At 37.3% G+C, this 18,894-nt stretch carries 16 protein-coding genes and 1 riboswitch; all 16 genes read right to left on the reverse strand.

The window, feature by feature from the left end; all coding sequences use genetic code 11:
* Window positions 1-2 precede the first annotated feature (2 nt).
* Complete coding sequence (gene purK / locus Q0371_RS09890) at window positions 3-1,121, reverse strand: 5-(carboxyamino)imidazole ribonucleotide synthase (RefSeq protein WP_251556583.1); 1,119 nt, start codon at window positions 1,119-1,121, stop codon at window positions 3-5.
* A complete protein-coding gene (gene purE, locus Q0371_RS09895) occupies window positions 1,118-1,606 on the reverse strand; it encodes a 5-(carboxyamino)imidazole ribonucleotide mutase (protein ID WP_251556585.1) in 489 nt (162 codons plus the stop codon). Before purE ends, purK begins: the two co-directional genes overlap by 4 nt.
* Window positions 1,607-1,746: 140 nt before the next feature.
* A riboswitch (purine riboswitch) is annotated at window positions 1,747-1,847 on the reverse strand.
* Window positions 1,848-1,946: 99 nt separating this feature from the next.
* Window positions 1,947-2,135, reverse strand: coding sequence for an NETI motif-containing protein (locus Q0371_RS09900; RefSeq protein ID WP_251556586.1), 189 nt, complete (start codon window positions 2,133-2,135; stop codon window positions 1,947-1,949).
* The gene (locus tag Q0371_RS09905) at window positions 2,132-2,677 is read right to left on the reverse strand and encodes a DUF5698 domain-containing protein (RefSeq protein ID WP_251556588.1); all 546 of its coding nucleotides are present in this window, start codon (window positions 2,675-2,677) and stop codon (window positions 2,132-2,134) included. Before Q0371_RS09905 ends, Q0371_RS09900 begins: the two co-directional genes overlap by 4 nt.
* A gap of 401 nt (window positions 2,678-3,078) precedes the next feature.
* The gene (locus Q0371_RS09910) at window positions 3,079-3,909 is read right to left on the reverse strand and encodes a MurR/RpiR family transcriptional regulator (RefSeq protein WP_240949767.1); all 831 of its coding nucleotides are present in this window, start codon (window positions 3,907-3,909) and stop codon (window positions 3,079-3,081) included.
* Between the two features lie 193 nt (window positions 3,910-4,102).
* Entirely contained in the window at window positions 4,103-4,798 is a 696-nt protein-coding gene (locus Q0371_RS09915) for an N-acetylmannosamine-6-phosphate 2-epimerase (RefSeq protein WP_169360543.1), read from the reverse strand.
* A 76-nt stretch (window positions 4,799-4,874) separates the two neighbouring features.
* Complete coding sequence (locus tag Q0371_RS09920) at window positions 4,875-5,513, reverse strand: DUF624 domain-containing protein (RefSeq protein WP_169360542.1); 639 nt, start codon at window positions 5,511-5,513, stop codon at window positions 4,875-4,877.
* Between the two features lie 24 nt (window positions 5,514-5,537).
* Complete coding sequence (locus Q0371_RS09925; RefSeq protein ID WP_240949766.1) at window positions 5,538-6,455, reverse strand: carbohydrate ABC transporter permease; 918 nt, start codon at window positions 6,453-6,455, stop codon at window positions 5,538-5,540.
* A gap of 14 nt (window positions 6,456-6,469) precedes the next feature.
* On the reverse strand, window positions 6,470-7,327 hold the full coding sequence (locus tag Q0371_RS09930; protein ID WP_298470745.1) for a sugar ABC transporter permease: 858 nt from the start codon (window positions 7,325-7,327) through the stop codon (window positions 6,470-6,472).
* Window positions 7,328-7,382: 55 nt separating this feature from the next.
* Window positions 7,383-8,687, reverse strand: a complete 1,305-nt coding sequence (locus Q0371_RS09935; RefSeq protein WP_240949765.1) for a sugar ABC transporter substrate-binding protein — start codon at window positions 8,685-8,687, stop codon at window positions 7,383-7,385.
* 159 nt (window positions 8,688-8,846) lie between these two features.
* Entirely contained in the window at window positions 8,847-10,409 is a 1,563-nt protein-coding gene (locus Q0371_RS09940; protein ID WP_277347118.1) for an FAD-dependent oxidoreductase, read from the reverse strand.
* Window positions 10,406-11,926, reverse strand: coding sequence for a DUF4127 family protein (locus Q0371_RS09945; protein WP_169360539.1), 1,521 nt, complete (start codon window positions 11,924-11,926; stop codon window positions 10,406-10,408). The genes Q0371_RS09940 and Q0371_RS09945 overlap by 4 nt, the downstream gene beginning before the upstream one ends.
* A gap of 12 nt (window positions 11,927-11,938) precedes the next feature.
* Window positions 11,939-13,150, reverse strand: a complete 1,212-nt coding sequence (locus Q0371_RS09950; RefSeq protein ID WP_169360538.1) for an alpha amylase family protein — start codon at window positions 13,148-13,150, stop codon at window positions 11,939-11,941.
* A gap of 14 nt (window positions 13,151-13,164) precedes the next feature.
* Window positions 13,165-14,124, reverse strand: coding sequence for an ROK family glucokinase (locus tag Q0371_RS09955; RefSeq protein WP_169360537.1), 960 nt, complete (start codon window positions 14,122-14,124; stop codon window positions 13,165-13,167).
* Between the two features lie 71 nt (window positions 14,125-14,195).
* Window positions 14,196-14,909: an alpha/beta hydrolase-fold protein gene (locus tag Q0371_RS09960; protein WP_298470751.1), complete on the reverse strand. Its 714-nt coding sequence runs from the start codon at window positions 14,907-14,909 to the stop codon at window positions 14,196-14,198.
* A gap of 72 nt (window positions 14,910-14,981) precedes the next feature.
* Entirely contained in the window at window positions 14,982-17,864 is a 2,883-nt protein-coding gene (locus Q0371_RS09965) for a hypothetical protein (RefSeq protein WP_298470753.1), read from the reverse strand.
* Window positions 17,865-18,894 lie beyond the last annotated feature (1,030 nt).

Raw genomic sequence — 18,894 nt, forward strand, 5'->3', positions numbered from 1 at the left:
AATTAAGACCAGATTTTTGATTGTTCGATTTCTACTAGTGTTTTCTCAATATCGTCCGAAAGAATCGTAACGTGTCCCATCTTTCTGTTTTCCATAGCCTCACTTTTGCCATACAGGTGTAGCGACCAATTTGGATACTTGCTGAGCGAGTTTGTTACAGGAATTACATGCTGTCCTAGTATGTTGACCATAACTGAGTTCGTCCATAGCTTCGGTTGTCTTAAAGGCCAGCCACACACCGCTCTTATATGCTGATGGAATTGAGATACATTACAAGCTTCTATAGAATAGTGACCTGAATTATGAGGTCTAGGAGCTAACTCATTTATTAATATCTTGTCGCCTTCAAGCACAAACATTTCTACAGCAAGCGTTCCTACAAGATTCAAATGGTTCGCAATTACTTCCGCAGCCTCTACCGCTTTTTGAGATAGAGATTTACTAATTCTCGCTGGCACTATAGTTTCATGTAAAATATGATTCACATGAATATTTTCTCCGATTGGTAAGCAATACGTTTCTCCATTTCCATTTCTTTGTACAATTACTGAAATCTCTTTAGTAAATGGTACAAATGCTTCCGCTATGCATGGTGAGTGTTGAAAAAGAGGCTTAGCTAGTTGTAACTCTTCCTTACTTTTAACAATCTGCTGTCCTTTTCCATCATACCCTCCACGTGTAGTTTTCACCACGCATGGATAGCCGATATTATCTATGTTGGAGGATAGCTCCTCAAAGCTTTGTACCTCTATAAATTTTGCCACTGGCACTCCAGCTGCTCGAATCGATCTCTTCTCCAAAATACGGTCTTGTGTAATTTTTACAAGCTCCGCTCCTTGAGGAACATAAGCAATTTCTGTAAGTCTCTTTAAACCTTCATAATCTATATTTTCAAATTCATAGGTTATCACTTCACTAACTTCGGCAAGCTCTTCTAAAGCTGCCTCATCGTTATATGGTGCAACAATTTGAATATCTGCAATCTGACCACAAGGAGAGTCCATCTTCGGTTCAAGGACAGCCACTTTAAATCCCGCTTCTTTAGCTGCAAGGGCCATCATTCTCCCGAGCTGTCCCCCGCCAATAATCCCTATTGTTTGTCCCGGATAGATTGTCTTCATCGTAGCTCACCATTACTTTCTAAGACATTTTTTTTAATTGCTTCTCTTCTATTTTCTAACCGAATAGCAATTTCATCATTATGAATGGAAAGAATTTGTGCAGCAAGTAAACCTGCATTTGTAGCACCGGCCTTACCTATTGCCACCGTTGCTACTGGAACTCCTCCAGGCATTTGAACAATTGATAATAAAGAATCTAATCCATTCAATGCCTTGGATTGTACTGGTACACCTATAACCGGAAGTGTCGTCTTTGCCGCCACCATTCCTGGTAAATGTGCCGCTCCTCCTGCTCCTGCAATAATTACCTGAATCCCTCTTCCTCGGGCTTGTTCCGCATATTCAAACATAAGATCAGGAGTGCGATGTGCAGATACCACCTGTTTCTCATATGGAATATGTAACTCATCTAATATTTCACAGCTATGCTTCATCGTTTCCCAATCACTAGAACTACCCATAATTACACCAATTTTTGCGTTCATTATTTTCGTCCCTTCCTTTTAAACAAAAAATTCCTCAAATAAACTACTTTCTTTAAGAAGAAAAGCAGTTTACTTGAGGAACATAGTAAGGGTGTTTGATACTTGCATATGCATAGAAGAACACACCCTTTTAGCAGTTTCCAAAAGTCGCTTTCCCTCATAGTCCTGTCATTTACGGTGACTTGGTAGAAACGCTAAAGCCAATTCTTTAGCATATATGGGGATCAAATCGTTCTATTACTATTAATATTCTAACAAGTCTAGATAGTAACGTCAACGCCTAAAAGCGAACAATAAATTTTCAGAAAACTATAATGTTCGGTTTTTGATGTATTTTCTATTATTTCTTTTCTTTAATACCTTTTAATTGAATAATTTGCCTGATAGGAACAGGTTTTCCATCCACCTCTGCAAACAAAGGCTCTTCTCTCCTACCAACCACTTGAAAGCCCTGCTCTGCCATCTTTTCCATACAGGCTGCAATGCTTTCATTTTCTTGCACTTCAAACCATTGTGTTTCTTGCTTCATCTAAAGAGCTTCCCTTTCCTAATCGTTTTAACCCAGAACCCGCCATGAATCGTTTTGGGCTCATGTGCAATAATAAAGATTTTCGGATCAATTTCCTTTAATCGATCATATAGCTTTTTCTCATATTTCCTAGGAGTTAATATTTGAAGTGCTTGTCTATGCCCTGCTAAACCATTTACCGTCCAATCGGTAACCCCGTACCCTTCCTCTCGGAGAATATTGGATAATTGGTTTACATCACTTTCTACAGAAATAGCATTAACCATAATATATCCTAAAGACATTTTTTCCTCAAGCTTAGAACCAACAATGATTCCCGTACCAAAACCAAGTGCATAGGCAACAAGATTTTGAATAGCATCCAAGTTATCTAACACTAGGCCAAGCCCTACTACATAAACAGTAACCTCTACAATACTCATCAATGCAGCAATATATCGATACCCCTTTAGTGTAAGAATCATCCTAGTAGTGGATAACGTAACGTATACAATGTTAATGACAAAAATCGTCAACACCATAATCCATGCATTTTCTAACATTCTTCCAACTCCTTTAAATAATAGTTCCTCATAGGTAGAAGATATTCTAATATATACCCTTTATGAACATATATAATCAAGGAACCTGCATGGAGTATGGATCCATGTAAAATGGATTTCATTCTATATACCGGTATTCAATTAATGTAGAAAGTTGAAAAAGAAGGGAACTACAGAGCATTTATTGATTGGTTAAGAAGGAAGGGCATTTTGAATTTGAATGAGAGTAAATTTCACCTCTGAGGGTAACGATGGGATTGCTACGTGTGGAGAATTTTCAATACAACATTCGTTGTCTGAATGATATTTTATGTAGATTATACAGAAAGAAATAAACTCCCTAGTATTAAATTTAATACCCGGGAGCCCCCATTAACTATAACTCATAAGCCTTAAGACGATTAATAGATTTTGTTTACAACAGCCTTTGCGGTTTTCTGCTTCATCTCTAGTGATTTATCTTTTGATTGTAACGCTAATCCTGTGCATAAAAGATCGACGATAAAAAGCTGAGAAATTTTAGCCGTTAATGATCCACCTTCCAATGGAGACTCTTTTGCTCCGCCTAGTAAGACAATATCTGCAAATTGAGTAATAGGAGAACGTGAATAATACGTAATGGCAATGATTTTTGCTCCAGCCATTTTAGCTATCTCTAGCGCCTCCAATGTATCCCTAGTACTTCCAGATATACTAAGGCCAACTACTACATCCTCTGCAGTAAGCGTGGCCGCAGACATAGCTTGTAAATGTGAATCCGTAATTGCTTCTGAAGGTCTACCGATTCTTAACAATCTACTTTTTGCGTCCAATGCAGTTATTCCAGAGGTACCAACTCCAAAGAAACTAATGGTTCGAGCCTTATTCAATAGTTCGATAGCTGCCTCTAAATCGTTCTCAATAATCATGGAAGCTGTATTTTCTATTGCCTTAATGGTATTCCCTCTAATGGATTGGATAAAATTAGATGCTTCCGAGTTATCTTTGTCTCTTTCACCCTCAGACAAGTTTTGAGCAATCGTTAGTTTAAATTCTTGATACCCTTTTAATCCTATCTTCCTACAAAATCTAAGTACAGTAGTTTCTCCAACGCCTGCTTCATCGGCTAAATCTGTTACCGAATAATAAATAACCTTACCCAAATTTTCTTGGACAAATGTTGCTACTTTTTGCTCTGAGTTAGTCAATGATGGATAGTAACTATTTATTATTTCTATTATAGGCATTTTCATGTATTCTACCGTCCTTATCCTAGGAAATGTTAATATAAAATATATACTTCTATTTTATACTATTACTTCTTTGAATACAGTTTTTAGCTAAAAACATACCTCTTCGGGAACTTTACATCCGAAAGACTGTGCGTCCGCATTAATTATTGTCTATGCCGGTACTTAGCTTCACCTTTTCAAAGACTACGTGCATTTATGCATTTTTAATGTTCAGTGCTTGAACGAACTTTTCCGTAATATGCTGTGGTCTTGTAATGGCTGATCCAACAACTACTGTGTGTGCCCCTTTTTCTAAAAGGATACTTACTTCTTCAGGGTTATTCACCCTACCCTCTGCTATTACTGGTTGACTCGTTAACCTAGAAAGCTCCTCTACCAATTCTATATCGGGACCGCTGTTACTACTTCTAGTATATGATGTGTACCCTGACAGGGTAGTTGAGACACAATCTGCACCATATTCTAAAGCCTTCAAGCCCTCCTCGACGGTAGAGATATCTGCTAGCACTAATCTGCCATGTTGTTTAATATACGTAATCAGGTCAGGAAGGTTTTCTTCGTTGGGACGCCTTCTAGATGTTGCATCTAGTGCAATCATAACCACACCTGTATCTAGTAGCTCGTCTACTTCCTTTCTAGTAGGTGTGATATAAACCTCACTATCCTCGTAGTCTCGCTTTACAAGACCAATTATCGGCAAGCTTGTCACTTGCTCTATTGCCTTAATATCTTCACTTCCATTTGCCCTTATTCCAGAGGCACCACCTTGTTCTGCTGCTACTGCCATCTTAGCCATTATGTTTGAGCCATGTAAGGGTTCATCCTCTAGAGCCTGACACGAAACAATCAATTTACCTTTAACCTTACTAAAGAAGTCCGACTTTCTCATCTAATCACCACTGTTTGTACTAATCTATAAGATTATTATTTTTGTTCAATACCGTCACACCGTTCACCACACAGATTTATTCCGTAATTCCATGTAACTTTTCATATTTTGTTTCAATCTTAGCCTTTACAATTTTGTTCATGCAGGTTATCCATAAAAAGATTACTCCACCTGACAAAAATAGTAACGAAATCGGATAGATAATAGTTATAAAAGTTACCGTCAATACACCTAAAAGGTTAATGAAAGTCCAGTGTGGATAAGAAAACCCTGTAAAGAATGCTGTCTTAAGCGTATCTTTCATACTTAATTCGGATTCTAGTATCATTGGGAAGACATAAAAACTGATTACTAATAAAAAGACTAAGAAAATAGAAAAGGTAACTATTAAAGAACTCCAAATTATATTACTTTCAAAAGAAAGAAATAATCTAAGATCTATAATAAGGATAAAAAAGATTAACCCTAGCAAATAGCCCATTGATTGTGACTTCCAATAATTTTTTTTAAAGGATGTTTTAAACGTCCCCCAAACAGATATATCTGTATTTCCTTTTGTCCATTCATTTGTTACTACAAAAGCTGCTCTTGTAGCCGGAAACATACTAAATATAAAAACTCCAGCTATGCATGAGAATAGCCATAACAGATTGAGCTTAACAATTCGTATAAACCAATCAAATCCAGCGTAGATACCAGAAGTTATTGCATCCAAATAGATTACCTCCTACTTTATTTCTTATCCCTTTACCGAGCTAGAATAAGCCGCTTCGATAAAATAGCGTTGAAATGCTATAAACACGATAATAATCGGAACTAAAGCAATCATAGCCCCAGCTGCAACAAGTCTTGTGTTCGCAGAAAATGCACCTTGTAGTTGATACAGTCCCAAGGTTATCGGATAAGTACTTGGATCGTTTAGGATAAGTAATGGCCATAGAAAACTGTTCCACGCCCCCATAAAGCTTAGGATGGTAAGAACACCTAGCATCGGTTTAACCATTGGGAACATAATCTTCCAGAATACTTGCCACACGTTTGCCCCATCAATGATTGCAGACTCTTCCACTTCCTTAGGAATACCCATAAATCCTTGTCGCATCAAGAAAATACCCATTACACTTATTGCCCCAGGTAAAATAACACCAGCATAAGAGCCCATTAATCCCAACTTATCGATGATTAGGTAGGTTGGAATCATTGTAACTTCTCCTGGAATCATCATTGTCGCAATCACTAGCAAAAACACAAAATTACGACCTTTGAAGGTCATTCTTGCTAGCGGAAAAGCTGCAAAGGAACATAATATTAAGGGAAGTACTACGCCAAAAAAAGTTAGGATTACACTATTCATTAAGTATCTAGCAATAGGCAATGTATTCCATACAGTAATGAAGTTATCGAAAGTAATATTCTTTGGTATTAATTGAGGTGGTATAGAAAATAAGACATCATTCGTTCCTTTTAAAGAAGTGGATAGCGCAAATAGGAAAGGGACAATGGTAATACATGTTATTACTAAGAGAAGTAGATAAGATAACAATTTAATTAACATTTTTTGTTTATTTATTCTTTTACTCGGATTACCAGATTTAGATTTTTTGCCGGTTTGATTTGTTGTTTCTTTTATATTTTCTTCGATTATCGATTGTGCCAATGTATTCACCTCCATTATTTCTCAGGGTTATTATCCAACAACTTTTGATTTATAAGTGTGATTATTAGGATAAAAACAAATAAAATAAACGAAATTGCACTCGCATATCCCATTTCAAGGTTTGTAAATGCTTCTTTAAATACTAGAAATACAGCTGTTGTAGTTGAGCTCAAGGGTCCACCATTTGTCATGGTTAACATTAAGGTAAACTCTTTAAATGCTCCCATTGTTGATATAACGGCCACAAAAAAGATCATTGGTTTAATCATAGGTATCGTAATATGTAAGTGTTTTTTCCAAGAACTAGCCCCATCTAATTCCGCTGCTTCATACAAGTCGTTTGGTACCCCTTGGAGAGCTGCTAAATAAAAAAGCATGTAATATCCGAATCCTTGCCAGATTGTTACAATTGCCAATGCAGGCATAGCAGTAAACGTATTCGTTAACCAACCAATTGGATCTATTCCTACAATACTAAACAAGTAATTGATAACTCCCTGTTCGGCAAACATCCAAGTAAAGAGGATGGCAGTTACAACTACAGAAACTAATGTAGGAAAATAAAAAATAAGCCTAAAAATTTTCACACCTCTAAGCTTCTGATTTACTAAGATAGCTACGAAAATTGGTAATATTACTAATGCAGGCGTAACAAGTAACCAGTAATAAACCGTGTTAAACATTGCCTTTCTAAACGTAGCATCCATAAATGCATCAATATAGTTTGTTAAACCTACAAATTCCATTGGACGAAACACATTATAGTTTGTAAAACTCAAAACAAATGCTGCAATGGTTGGAATGAATGTGAAGAGAAGCAATAGGAGAAGTGGCAGAGATAAAAATCCCCAAGCATGTCTTGCTTTATACATAAGTTAACCTCCTTAGAAGAGTAGTGGACCCCCTCTAATCGGAGGTCCAATAAAATTATTGAAGAATATTGTTTACTTCTGCTTCCGCTTCTTTTAGCGCTTCGGCCGGATCCTTATCTTCTAAAATTACTCGTTGGAAAGCAGTATGAATAGCCTCATTAACTTTAGACACATGCTCAGTTGCAGGAGTCATATTTACTGCATCTGCAAGTGATTGTGCTGCATAATACTTTCCTCTCTCAGTTGCATCCTTTGAATCTGCTCCTTGTGCAAAAAATTCATCATTAACTGCTTCTTCAACTGGAGGTAATACAGATGCAAGTTTACCAAATTCCAATTGGTTCTCTGCATTTGTTACAAACTTAGCGAATGCAACAGCTGCTTCTTTCGATTTACTAGATGCCGACACTGCAATATTCATTGGGTTAGCATGCTGCTTTCCAGCATCACCTTTTAATGCAGGAGCTGCCATCGATTTTTCATACACTTCTGGAGAAAGATCGTTTACTTGACGGAAAAGCTGAGGACCTGTCGACCACCAAGCAACTTTTTCCTGTGCATATAGCTCAGGCATGGACACTTGCTTTAACATAATATCTAAAGGAAATAATCCTTCGTCATGATACTTTTTATAAGATGTCCATAATTCTACAGCTTCCGGTGTATTGAAGGCAGCTGCTGTATAATCTTCATTTAAGATATTAATACCATTTTTCGGAAACAGTAAATGCATATCAGGAGCAATTACTTCTCCATAAGCTCCAGTTTTCTCCTTAATAACTTTAGACATTTCCCATGCCTCTTCAAATGTTGAAGGTGGTTCGTCAAAGCCAGCTTCTTTTAGAATATCTGGATTGTAAATCATACCACTAGTAGTGGTATACCAAGGCAATGCATAAACAGAACCGTTTACACCACCAGTTTCCCATAACCCTTCGAAGAAAGTATCCTTGACGTCTGCTGCAGCTTCATCCATATTCACTAGTGCTCCATTTGCAGCTATTTTCTTCACAAATTCTGTATTAAGGTTCATTACATCTGGCATATTCCCACTTGCTGCAGATGTCAAAATGATTTGTTCCACTTGCTCATAAGGTACGTCTCTAATAGATACCTTTACTTTTGGGTTTTCTGTTTCGAACGTTTCTTTTAAATTATTCAAGTACTCGTCAAAAGTAGGACTCAGAGATATAGTCATAAATTCAACTTCCCCAGATAGCTCTCCGGATTCCTTTACGTCATCTGGTGAATCCCCTTTCGCTTCTCCAGCATCATCCTCCGAACACGCTGCCATAAAAAACAACATCGCTCCCAAAACAAGCATCCATAAAAGACTCTTTTTCATCTTGAAACTAGTCAATATAATTCCCCCCCCAATATTTTTTAATGAATAAAATCGGAGTAAACCTCCTTTTATGTAAATAAAAGCGAATATTTCCTCCTATTCCAACTATATCCTTCCAGAATATTCATGTCAATTTAATTTTTTGAATTTTAAGACTTATTTTCTTAGTATTATTTATATAGTCGTGATTTCTGGCCAGTGAAGGCTGATGCCTCTATCCACTAGCAGACTTTGATATTCCTTAATTCGATCTGGACTATTATATATTTCATGTAAACTTATATCCGAGTTAATAGAAAATGCGGCTAGTGTTCCAGCTGCTTCTCCTATATTCCATTCCACCGGGTGAACTCTAAAACAACCATTGGTAACTTGAGTTGTTCCAATATTTTTACAAGCAGGAATTAAATTCTTTATTCTCACGGGTATTAGGCTGCCCAATGGTATTTCAAATGGATAGCTTTTTGCATAAAATAATCGATTACTTTTCGTTGTTGGGTGTAAATCTATTCGATAGGCGCCTATTCCAACTGAATTTTCTAACGTTTTAATCCCTGCTCCCCCTCGTAGATCTGCATTTATATCTTCTTCTACGACTGTTTGTAAAGCTTTAATCCTACGAGACTCACGGATGTATGGATGCATTGCAAAACCATCATCCGTTCCTGTAATATCAGGTCTTAGCTTCAGCTCTGGATAACCCTTGCCTCCATCAGCTCTTGGTGCTTCCGTTTGTAGCCAATATAACAATGAAAGGCTTAACTGTTTTGCTCCTTTTAAATGAGTAGCCTTTTCTTCCGGACTTACATCAATAATTGACCCTAACCAATAATCATTTTGTGGCCAATTAATTAGAGAAATATCTCCTTTAAAGAAACCATCCGTGAATTGATTAGCGTCAATAATTCTTCGATATTCCCATAACGGTAGCCTGTTGCTTTCGTCCTGGAATAACGGCAGTATCTTAGATTCACCTGTATCAGCCTCTGGTATATACTCACTTATTTGTTTATGCTTTAAAAAAGGAGCTTGATAATTTCTCCAAAATTCATATTGCTCCGGTTTTTCGATTGTATGGTTCTCCCCTTCAGCAAACTCTAAGGCAAATACATGTGTTATCGATTGCATATCTTGCGGGTCACCTACATCTAAAGCGTGGTACTCAGCTGTTTCACTCTTCGCCTCAGCCCCTATAGAATATTCTGCACCAGCTAACGGTAATACATCACCAAGTTCCGTAGCATCGAGGAAAAATTGTGCTTCAATTTCTATTTCCTCTTCCGTTAAAAGGTTTTGTACATATACTTGTTTAATTTCATCATTATTAACTTCTACTCCAGTAATTTTATGCTCCAGCAATAGCTCGATTTGTCCATTCGATAGATAAGGCTGTAGAAAGTCATATAAAATATTTAAAGCAACCCTTGGTTCATGTGCAATTCTACTAACCCAGCCGTTTCCAGGATTCAAACGATTATTATTTTTTGCATTCTCGTTTAAGGGATAATTCTTTTTATAATAGTCTCTTACTTCGTTTCTAAACTTCCTATATGTCTCTGTGCAGCCAAACTCTTCTATCCATGGATGCTCATCGGGTGGTACTGCTTGACTTGTTAGCTGGCCACCAATCCACTTCGTTTCCTCTGTCATGACCACTTTCTTTCCTAGCTTGACTGCTGACAGTGCTGCCATACAGCCTCCAATACCTCCGCCTATGATTGCTATATCTTTTTTCAAGAGAAACCCTCCTGTTCATACGACTTTACCTCTATACCAATCTCAAATGATCGATCCCAAGGAAGATAAATAGAATCTACCTCGTATTTCATATTGGTTTGTTCGATAAATGTAGTCGATGATTCTTTAAATAATTCCCTTACCTTTTCCAATAGCACGTCGTTTTGAACTTGTTCTTCATCTACTGTTTTTCTAACTTCCTGTCTGACAATTGTTTGATATATGTAATCATCGAGTAATCGGATTAAAATTTGCTTATCTTTTACTTGGCTGGTCACTCTTCCTTGTTTAGCAGCTAAATAAACTAAAGCAGCTTGCGCTATAGTGGTACCAATCGTGTTGCCTGCTGTATTCCATGCGGCAAATCCAGAAAGTTCTTCAATTGAAAAGACTGATAACAACTGAGGAATCATCGTCCGATCTGCCCCATTTGCATAAGCAACGTCCGCAATTGCAACTAATTTATCACGCATAAAATAATAGCGGAGTTTTCTTATCCACTCGCCTATATTTCTGTCATTTGTATCTACTTCATTTAAATTTACTTGTAAGGCCAAATCACCTTGTTTCCTACCCGGCACATTTACTCCAATTACAATATCTGCTTCCTCAGGGTGTTCAACTGTATGGCTACCAAAAGCATAAATTTGTCCTTTTACAGACTCAAAAAGAGGTCGGTCTTCATACATTGCTATAGATAACGCACCCTTCATACCACTGTATATCGGATAGAATGTTGGGAATGCTTCTTTCTCTAATTCATAGATCATTCTAGAGGTAAGTACACTTGCAACTTCATCTGCTCCTGGGTAAATAAATATTTTTTCATACAGACCCTTTTGAAAAATCTTTTCCTTTAATTGCTCCTGTTCCATAATATTCAAACCGTATTCACTCGTGTCATCCTGAGGAAATATCAACAAATCGATAATCCCTTTTTCCACATAATCTATTAAGGTTAGATTTACCTTAAAGTTTCGTTCCCTACTCGTTATATAGTCTGCAAGAATATGATCTGGAATTTTACTTGTTAAATCATTCATAATGTCCCGGTCCGCATTCAATTGATACTTTTGAAATAGGTGGTAATGATATGAATAAGCCCATAGTTCTTTTCCATACACATTCCAGTAATCCTTTTCCTCTTGATTGACGTAATTATTGGAGATTCGCATCGTCGAGCTAAATGCCATTAACTGGACAGTTGGATATAGCTGTTTTATCTTTACTAACCAATCCAATCTTTGCCGGATGATCGATTCACTTTCGTTATTAATTCTAGAAGGAACCAAGCCACCGTAAAGAAGCATATCAATGGAAATTACGAAACCGTCTACACTTTCCGAAATATCTTCAATCCACTGAAACAAAGCGGAAAAGTTAGCTGCTTCCTTTAAAAAACCAAGCTCTGATTTTGGGGGTGTAATTACTTCCCAATCTGCTAGTTGAGCAAGATCCTTCGGTAAGTCGTAGGTTACTGGTCTTGCATCTACTGGTATTAAAGCTAGCTTTCTCATATGCATCCCTCTTTAGCTTTCCTTAGATATATTCAGTTCCTCAGCAAGGATATCCCACCAGTTATATTCCTCTAAATACACCGTATCAAAGATCATGACGCCAGCTGATTTTTCCTTACACATTCTAATCGCTTTTCTAAATTGATCTGGATTGTTTGTATAGTCTTTCAGAAATAGACTTCCTACAACAGGGATACTACCGTTAATGACTTCCAGACTTTTATCAATTGCACCTTCAACACTGTACCACTCGGCAGGACGTCCATTTTGTTCGGCTTCTTCAACATATACTTCTGGGTAATAACAGCCCGTCATAATGAAGTCCAATTGTTCTGCAAGCCCAGAGACATTATGGGTTTTGGATGTCCATTCAAGGTCTGGATGATATGTTTCACTCCCCCAATTGACTCCTTCGCTATAATATAGTGGGTACCAGGAGCCAACGTAATCAGAAAATATAAGATTCGGATTTGCTGACTTTACCAATTCCCTTGCCTTGCTTACGAAATTTTTGATGTTTAATGCTCTCCACTCTGTCCATTTAGGGAATAGTGCTCCGCGATTAATTTCTTTTGTTTTATCAATCGTGAAAATATCCTCTGGCCAATTGATAACTTTTTTACCTATATAGGATTCGAAGCCAATTCTGCTGAGATCACTAAAGTCTCCATAAATGTTAGGATAACGACAGCGATCTACGACTATCCCATCTAAATTATAGGTACATATCTCTTTTATAATATTAAGTTCGTATTCCACTACTTCGGGATGAATTGGATTCACAAAAATGGTTGCAGCATCCGAGTATTCAGCTGCATTTGATTCGTTGGAAACAGCGTCGTTATAAAACGTAACTTGCCACTCTGGCTTATCGTATGCCATTCCATCGCGGGAAGAAGTTATACCTTCCGAAAATACGTCCACATTCGCTAAAACTTTAATGTGCTTGATGTCTTTCATCTTACTTAAAAACTCTTTTAAAAAGTCGCGATTTTTCCAAGCACTAAATGAGCCATCTGACCAGCTGCTAATATGATGAGCATAGTTGCTTGGATAAGTAGTTTGACCAAAAGGCACCTTGGCATCAATAATCATATGTGTAATTCCAGACTCTACTGCTTGTTTAATCAATTTTACTTGTTCCTCTTCGTTAGCTAGACGTTCTCCATTTGCTAAAAAATCGACCCACAAAATATTCGCGTTTTCATTAAAAACATCATTCATATAATTTCCTCCTTTTAGTTTTTATCCATCCATACTTGATAAGCTGCTCCAATAAGGCCTGCATCTTGACCCAATTTGGAGATCTTTAACTCTACATCCTTTACTAATGAAGACATCCCTATTGTCTCCAAACTCTTTTTTACTTCTGAAATCAGCCAACTGTTCGCCTCAGCTAGCCCACCTCCAAAGATGATCATGGATGGATTGAAAGTATGTATAATATTCACTACTCCAAAAGTTAATGCTTTTATGGTTTGATCGATTATCTCTATTGCTTCAATTGAGCCCTGTTCTCTCCAGACGAATACCTCTTTGCTTGTAAGTAAATGAGGATTCTCTTTATAATAAGTAAATTCTGCCCGATTAGAGAGACGTAGCTTTTCCTTCATTCTATTGGCGATGCCTGTGCCCGAGGCATACGTCTCTATACATCCTTTAGAACCGCAGTTACAATCTGGTCCATTGAAGTTCACAGACATATGACCCAGTTCTGCTGCTCCTCCCCACCTACCGCGAATGACATTCCCGCCAGATATAATCCCCCCACCGATCCCGGTTCCTAGGGTTAGGCATACTACGTCATCTACACCTTTACCGCTTCCAAGCTGATGTTCCGCTATAGCAAATGTATTTGCATCATTATCAAGATATATTGGAAGGTTAGTTATAAGAGATAGAGATTTTCTAATATCAATATTGTTCCAGTCCTTGATATTTACCGTACCTGAGAGTATTTTCCCCCTTTTATAATCTATTTGACCGGCGGAACCTATTCCCACACTTACTAGTTCCATACCTTTTTCAGTTGCAATCCTTATATAATCATCCACTGTTTCTGTTAAAAGTTCTAATATTTCCTTATTTGTGGAACTAGGCGTTGGGTAAATTCTTTTAGACAGTACATTGCCTTCACGTCCTACGATTCCTGTGGCAATCTTAGTACCCCCGATATCTATTCCGATACTATATTCCATTCCAATCTCTCCCAACACTTTTATGTAATGAAAGATAATGCGTCTTAACTCTAATAAAATAATGATAGAAATTAACCATTATTCAAAAAGTATTGAAGAGCCGTCGGTAAGTCTCTTCGCCAGAAATCCCATAAATGGTTCTCCTCTTGCACTTTGTATTCAATATCTGTATTTTTCCCCTTAAAGATTTGGTACATTTTCTGATTACGGGAATAGATATATAGCTTTTCATTAGAAATAGGGGAGATAAACTCATCCTCATAAATGCCGACCGTTTGATAAACATGCCAGGGTAATGTACTGAAACCTTCTAAATCACTTAATTCCCTAGGAGATATTGCTGACGACTGTAACAATAGATGCGACCAATTCTCTGGCTTTTGCATAGCAATATTTAAGCTAATATTCGCACCCAAAGAATCTCCTAGAAGTCCTCTTTTACCTACCTGCAGATTTAATTTCTCTTCTACGAATGGCACAAGTTCCTCATTGAAAAAGGAGATATAATTATTAAAATTGGCTCCTCTTCTATCATAGGAATGCCATCTTTCAATCGAATCCCCAGGTGATACCAGTACACAAATTAGATTTTCACCTTGTTCTTTATACATTCTTATCAAGCTATTGTAGACCTTCTCAATTTCACCTAACTCCAAATAATCTCCGCCATCTTGTACATAGAGAAGGTTTACTTTTCCATTCGCTTCATTTACAGAACCTAATAGATGGTATTCGTAGTCTCTATTACAATAATTGCTCCTCAATACTTCTTTATCCATGTGCATATGTATACCTCCATCATAAGTCTGGGGTGTCGCTAAAGTTTCCCTAACACCCCAAACAATGAAAAACATTTGTTATTTAGGTAAAATTAATCCAATCATGCGTATAAGCTCTGCAGCATCTTCTTCACTGATATGCTTGCCTGCATGCTGCTCAATCATTTTCATCGTTGCTTCAAGCTTTTTATCTCCATTTTCTTGATGCTTAGCTGCTAGTTCTTCTTCTCCTTTATCCTTATTTTCAGCCGCTTTTTTATAGTCTCTCATAGCATTATCGATTTGTGTAAGAATCGCATTTTTAATCCCATTCGGATTTATATCCGTTCTTTCTACCGCTTCCTTCAATTCTTCAATCGTTAGTTTTCCTGCATTAACTTCCACTACTTTAAAGTGAGTTTTGTATCCATCTACATGAACAACTACTTCAATCTTGTTTGCTCCTGGCTGTAGGTCGACATTAGTGGTGAAACTACCATCTTCTTTTAAAATAGCCTCTGCCCCATTTATCTCTACTTTTGCTACACCTGGACCAACTACTTGAACATTTCCTTTAAATTCAAGATTATGGTTGTTAAACGTTTTGCCTTCATAATTTAAAAATCCACTTAATAATGCTGCTCTTACTTCGTCACCAATATCATATGCGAATGCTACTGTTTGTCTTTTTTCACGAGAACCAGATGGATCTTGTGCAGAAACAACAAAGCCGCCTTCTGGAATCAGGCTATTATTATCCTCTTGTGATCCCCAACTCCATTCCATCGCCTGCCGTTTATTAACCATTTTGACAACCTGCCCTGATCCGTCGACTACCGCTTCAACCCCCCATTTATTTGTTGCAGTTGATGGTCCAAAAGATTCTGAGTAAACATTGATATTTCCATCATTTCGGTTGATATTGAGGAAATCGCCTTCTATAAAATTAGAGTTTTCTTTTGGATTACTTATTCCCAACTGGTAATCTTTAATATATTCCTCGTTATTAATGGAGGCTTTAATAACAGGAAAGTTTGCTTGTGAATAGTCGAAAAGCATAAGACCATCCGTATTTGTCAATCCAGCTTGGAATACCTCTCTTTGAACGTATGGTTCTTGAACATTCTCCAGTGCCATTCCTGCATATAGTGGCAGCTTCCCATCAGTCAAAATATTTCCTTGCGTAATATACTTTTTCACTTCATTTGCCGTCGTTTGATATGTCCCGATCATTAGGAAATCCAAGTCGTCCGTATACCCTGTATTTGCATATTCTTCTGTATACAAGCTTTCTTGTGGATAGTTGAGTCTTTCATCATATTGGAACGTTGGGCTTGCCCAGTTCACTCCATTTAAATAATAAGATTCGTACCAGGAACCAACATAAGCAGATAATAATACATCCCTATTTTCAGCTACATTATATGAATCTACTAAGTCCCTTACTTCACTTGTAAAGCTTTTAATCACACTAGATCTATATGTAAACCACTCATCAATTAGTGGTCCATCGATACGATTACTACCGTCATAAGTGAATATATCCGCCGGCCAATTCGTTAGTTCTTTCCCCTTTTTACTCAAATATGCTTCAAACTGTACTCTGGATTCCTCACTAAAATCCGCAAAGTAATTATCATATCTGCCGCGATCTAAGAGAACTCCATCCACATCATAGTTTTTAATAATTTCTTCAAATGTATCCAATTGATATTTACGAGCTTCTAAGTTTGCTGGATTGACAAATGCAACCAGTGCACCGCCTTTTCCATATTTACTGTCTCGTAATCGTAAAATTTCTCCGCCGTCCTCATAGCGGTAGACTTCCTCTTCCCAATCCAAATGATTGTTCAGCACCGCATACTCATTATGAGCTATAGACCCTTCTGCAAATACGTTTATCGCTGCATGTACTTCCAAACCAAGCGTACGGGCATGAGTAATAAATTCCTTCAGTAAATCAAGATTAGGATTTGATCCAGCTCTTGCAGGCGAGGTCATTTCACTAATATATGGCCTCCCAGTTAAGTCACTTTCCTTATAAGCTGCAAATCCCTCTACTCCTTTAACGTCCAACGCAATTGCCGTGACACCAGCATCCTTTGCTTTTACGAGCATATTATAAACATCCTCTGATGATTGAAAATGACGTGCGTTTGGACCTTGTTCAACCCATAAGAAAACCTGCTTGTTTGCTGACTTCGTATCCTTAAAGTAAACAATCAGCGATTGAGTCTCATGCAAGCGATCATTTTTATAAATTTCTAAGTCTATATAATTGGTGCCCTTACTAACTGATTGTGTGAAATTAAACGTACCGTCTGCTGCTAAGTTTATTTCTTGTCCACTCGCTAATAGCCGGTACCTTTCACCACTTTCAAAGTTCTTAATGGTTCCCGATATTTGCGTGTGAGGTTCTGTGACCGTATACATTAACTCATTATTTAATTGAATCCCAGCAAGTAACCCTTCTCCTGTCATGAATTCTGAAATTGGAACAACTTCACCATTCTTTCTTAATTTGATTACGTCAGCAGTTTTAAAGTTTGTAGCCAAAAATTTTCTGAAGTCCTTGTTTCCCCAAGAGTCATCATGTGCTAATAGAATATATCCGCCCTTGGGAACTGAAAGTAATTGTTCATCTTCCCAGATAGGTACTGCTCCATTATTGGATTGACTTACAACCCTTACCACTCGGTTGTTTTGGTCTACCTGGACTGCAACCCAAAACTTTTTCACAAGTATTTCTCGAGCATACTCTTCAGTAAAAATAGCAATAAAGTCAGATTTACCTTCTATACTCTCATCAACAAAATCTATCTCATGCCTTGGACCTTCTACACTAATTGTTGGATCTACTGGTGCAGCTTCTACCTCAATAAAATCATTTTCTAAAACTTCAGCTGATACAGAAATAGGTAATAAACTAATAATAAGTAACAAAGAAACTACAAAACTTACTAGTCGCTGGTAATACTTCATCTAAATTTTCATCTCCTTTATAATTTAAATAGCTAGTTAGCTTTAAATCTATCCCTATAATTTTTCTCTGGTTGTAATTTACATAGCTTTTATGAAGAATAATATTTCCTAAATAAATATAAATATTGGAATAATCCTTCATAATTAAAATACACCACCAATGTTTCGTAGTCAACATAATAATTAGAAATTTCTAATTATTATATATAATTATTCTTTTTTTAACTTCTATTACCATAATGGAATATTGCATAATAATATCTATTAAGACATTAATTTTTAATCAAAAGAAAATGCTGCTCTTTTCCGCTAAAATATACTAAGTAATTTTACTTTTTATATTTGCTTTGTCACATCTCGTTTCTATTTCCCGGGAAATGTAAATTAAAGACGAACTTCTAACATATCATTTGACATTAAAGATGAATACTAAACAAAATAGTCTCCATCTGTTACCAGGGGAAGATTTTCTAAGGTGCCCAATCTCTTCTTGCTCTTGGCTCTTGCAGGGGGCAATCACCCAACTACCAATAGCGGTCACAAAACCAGATCTGCTGCAGATTTCTTTGTAAGCTGTCGTCGTTCGGTTCCTCGAACTCTTTGCCCCTTCGGCTTTTTTCTGTAAAAGATAAAACAAAAAAGCCGCCACCGATTACTCGGTAACGACTTCTTATAGTTGTCCAGCGACGTCCTACTCTTGACGGCGCAAGAATTCTTCATGAATAGAGAGTTTATTTATCATTAGGTGAGTGAATCTCTCCTATTGGTGGTTGACCGACCGATTATGGGGTATAACCGACCGATTTTTTCGTGGAACCGACCGATTATTATGCCGAACCGACCGATTCTCGCTTACTATGACAAAATGTCTTGTCCAAAGGTCACTTGCTTATAGAGAATAGTGGTCTTGGTCTAATTTCTTTATAAGGACATACAAAAAAGCCGCCACCGATTACTCGGTAACGACTTCCTTTAGTGCCCAGCGACGTCCTACTCTTGCAGGGGGAGACCCCCAACTACCATCGGCGCT

The organism is uncultured Psychrobacillus sp. (assembly GCF_938022135.1).
In the GTDB taxonomy this organism is placed as follows: domain Bacteria; phylum Bacillota; class Bacilli; order Bacillales_A; family Planococcaceae; genus Psychrobacillus.

What these genes read in the sequence shown, in the direction of transcription:
- Q0371_RS09915 (WP_169360543.1), bottom strand. Translation starts at nt 4,798, where the DNA reads ATGAGAAAGTCGGACTTCTTTAGTAAGGTTAAAGGTAAATTGATTGTT.
- Q0371_RS09900 (WP_251556586.1), bottom strand. Translation starts at nt 2,135, where the DNA reads ATGAAGCAAGAAACACAATGGTTTGAAGTGCAAGAAAATGAAAGCATT.
- Q0371_RS09930 (WP_298470745.1), bottom strand. Translation starts at nt 7,327, where the DNA reads ATGTATAAAGCAAGACATGCTTGGGGATTTTTATCTCTGCCACTTCTC.
- Q0371_RS09950 (WP_169360538.1), bottom strand. Translation starts at nt 13,150, where the DNA reads ATGAATGATGTTTTTAATGAAAACGCGAATATTTTGTGGGTCGATTTT.
- Q0371_RS09910 (WP_240949767.1), bottom strand. Translation starts at nt 3,909, where the DNA reads ATGAAAATGCCTATAATAGAAATAATAAATAGTTACTATCCATCATTG.
- Q0371_RS09905 (WP_251556588.1), bottom strand. Translation starts at nt 2,677, where the DNA reads ATGTTAGAAAATGCATGGATTATGGTGTTGACGATTTTTGTCATTAAC.
- Q0371_RS09955 (WP_169360537.1), bottom strand. Translation starts at nt 14,124, where the DNA reads ATGGAATATAGTATCGGAATAGATATCGGGGGTACTAAGATTGCCACA.
- Q0371_RS09960 (WP_298470751.1), bottom strand. Translation starts at nt 14,909, where the DNA reads ATGCACATGGATAAAGAAGTATTGAGGAGCAATTATTGTAATAGAGAC.
- purK (WP_251556583.1), bottom strand. Translation starts at nt 1,121, where the DNA reads ATGAAGACAATCTATCCGGGACAAACAATAGGGATTATTGGCGGGGGA.
- purE (WP_251556585.1), bottom strand. Translation starts at nt 1,606, where the DNA reads ATGAACGCAAAAATTGGTGTAATTATGGGTAGTTCTAGTGATTGGGAA.
- Q0371_RS09945 (WP_169360539.1), bottom strand. Translation starts at nt 11,926, where the DNA reads ATGAGAAAGCTAGCTTTAATACCAGTAGATGCAAGACCAGTAACCTAC.
- Q0371_RS09965 (WP_298470753.1), bottom strand. Translation starts at nt 17,864, where the DNA reads ATGAAGTATTACCAGCGACTAGTAAGTTTTGTAGTTTCTTTGTTACTT.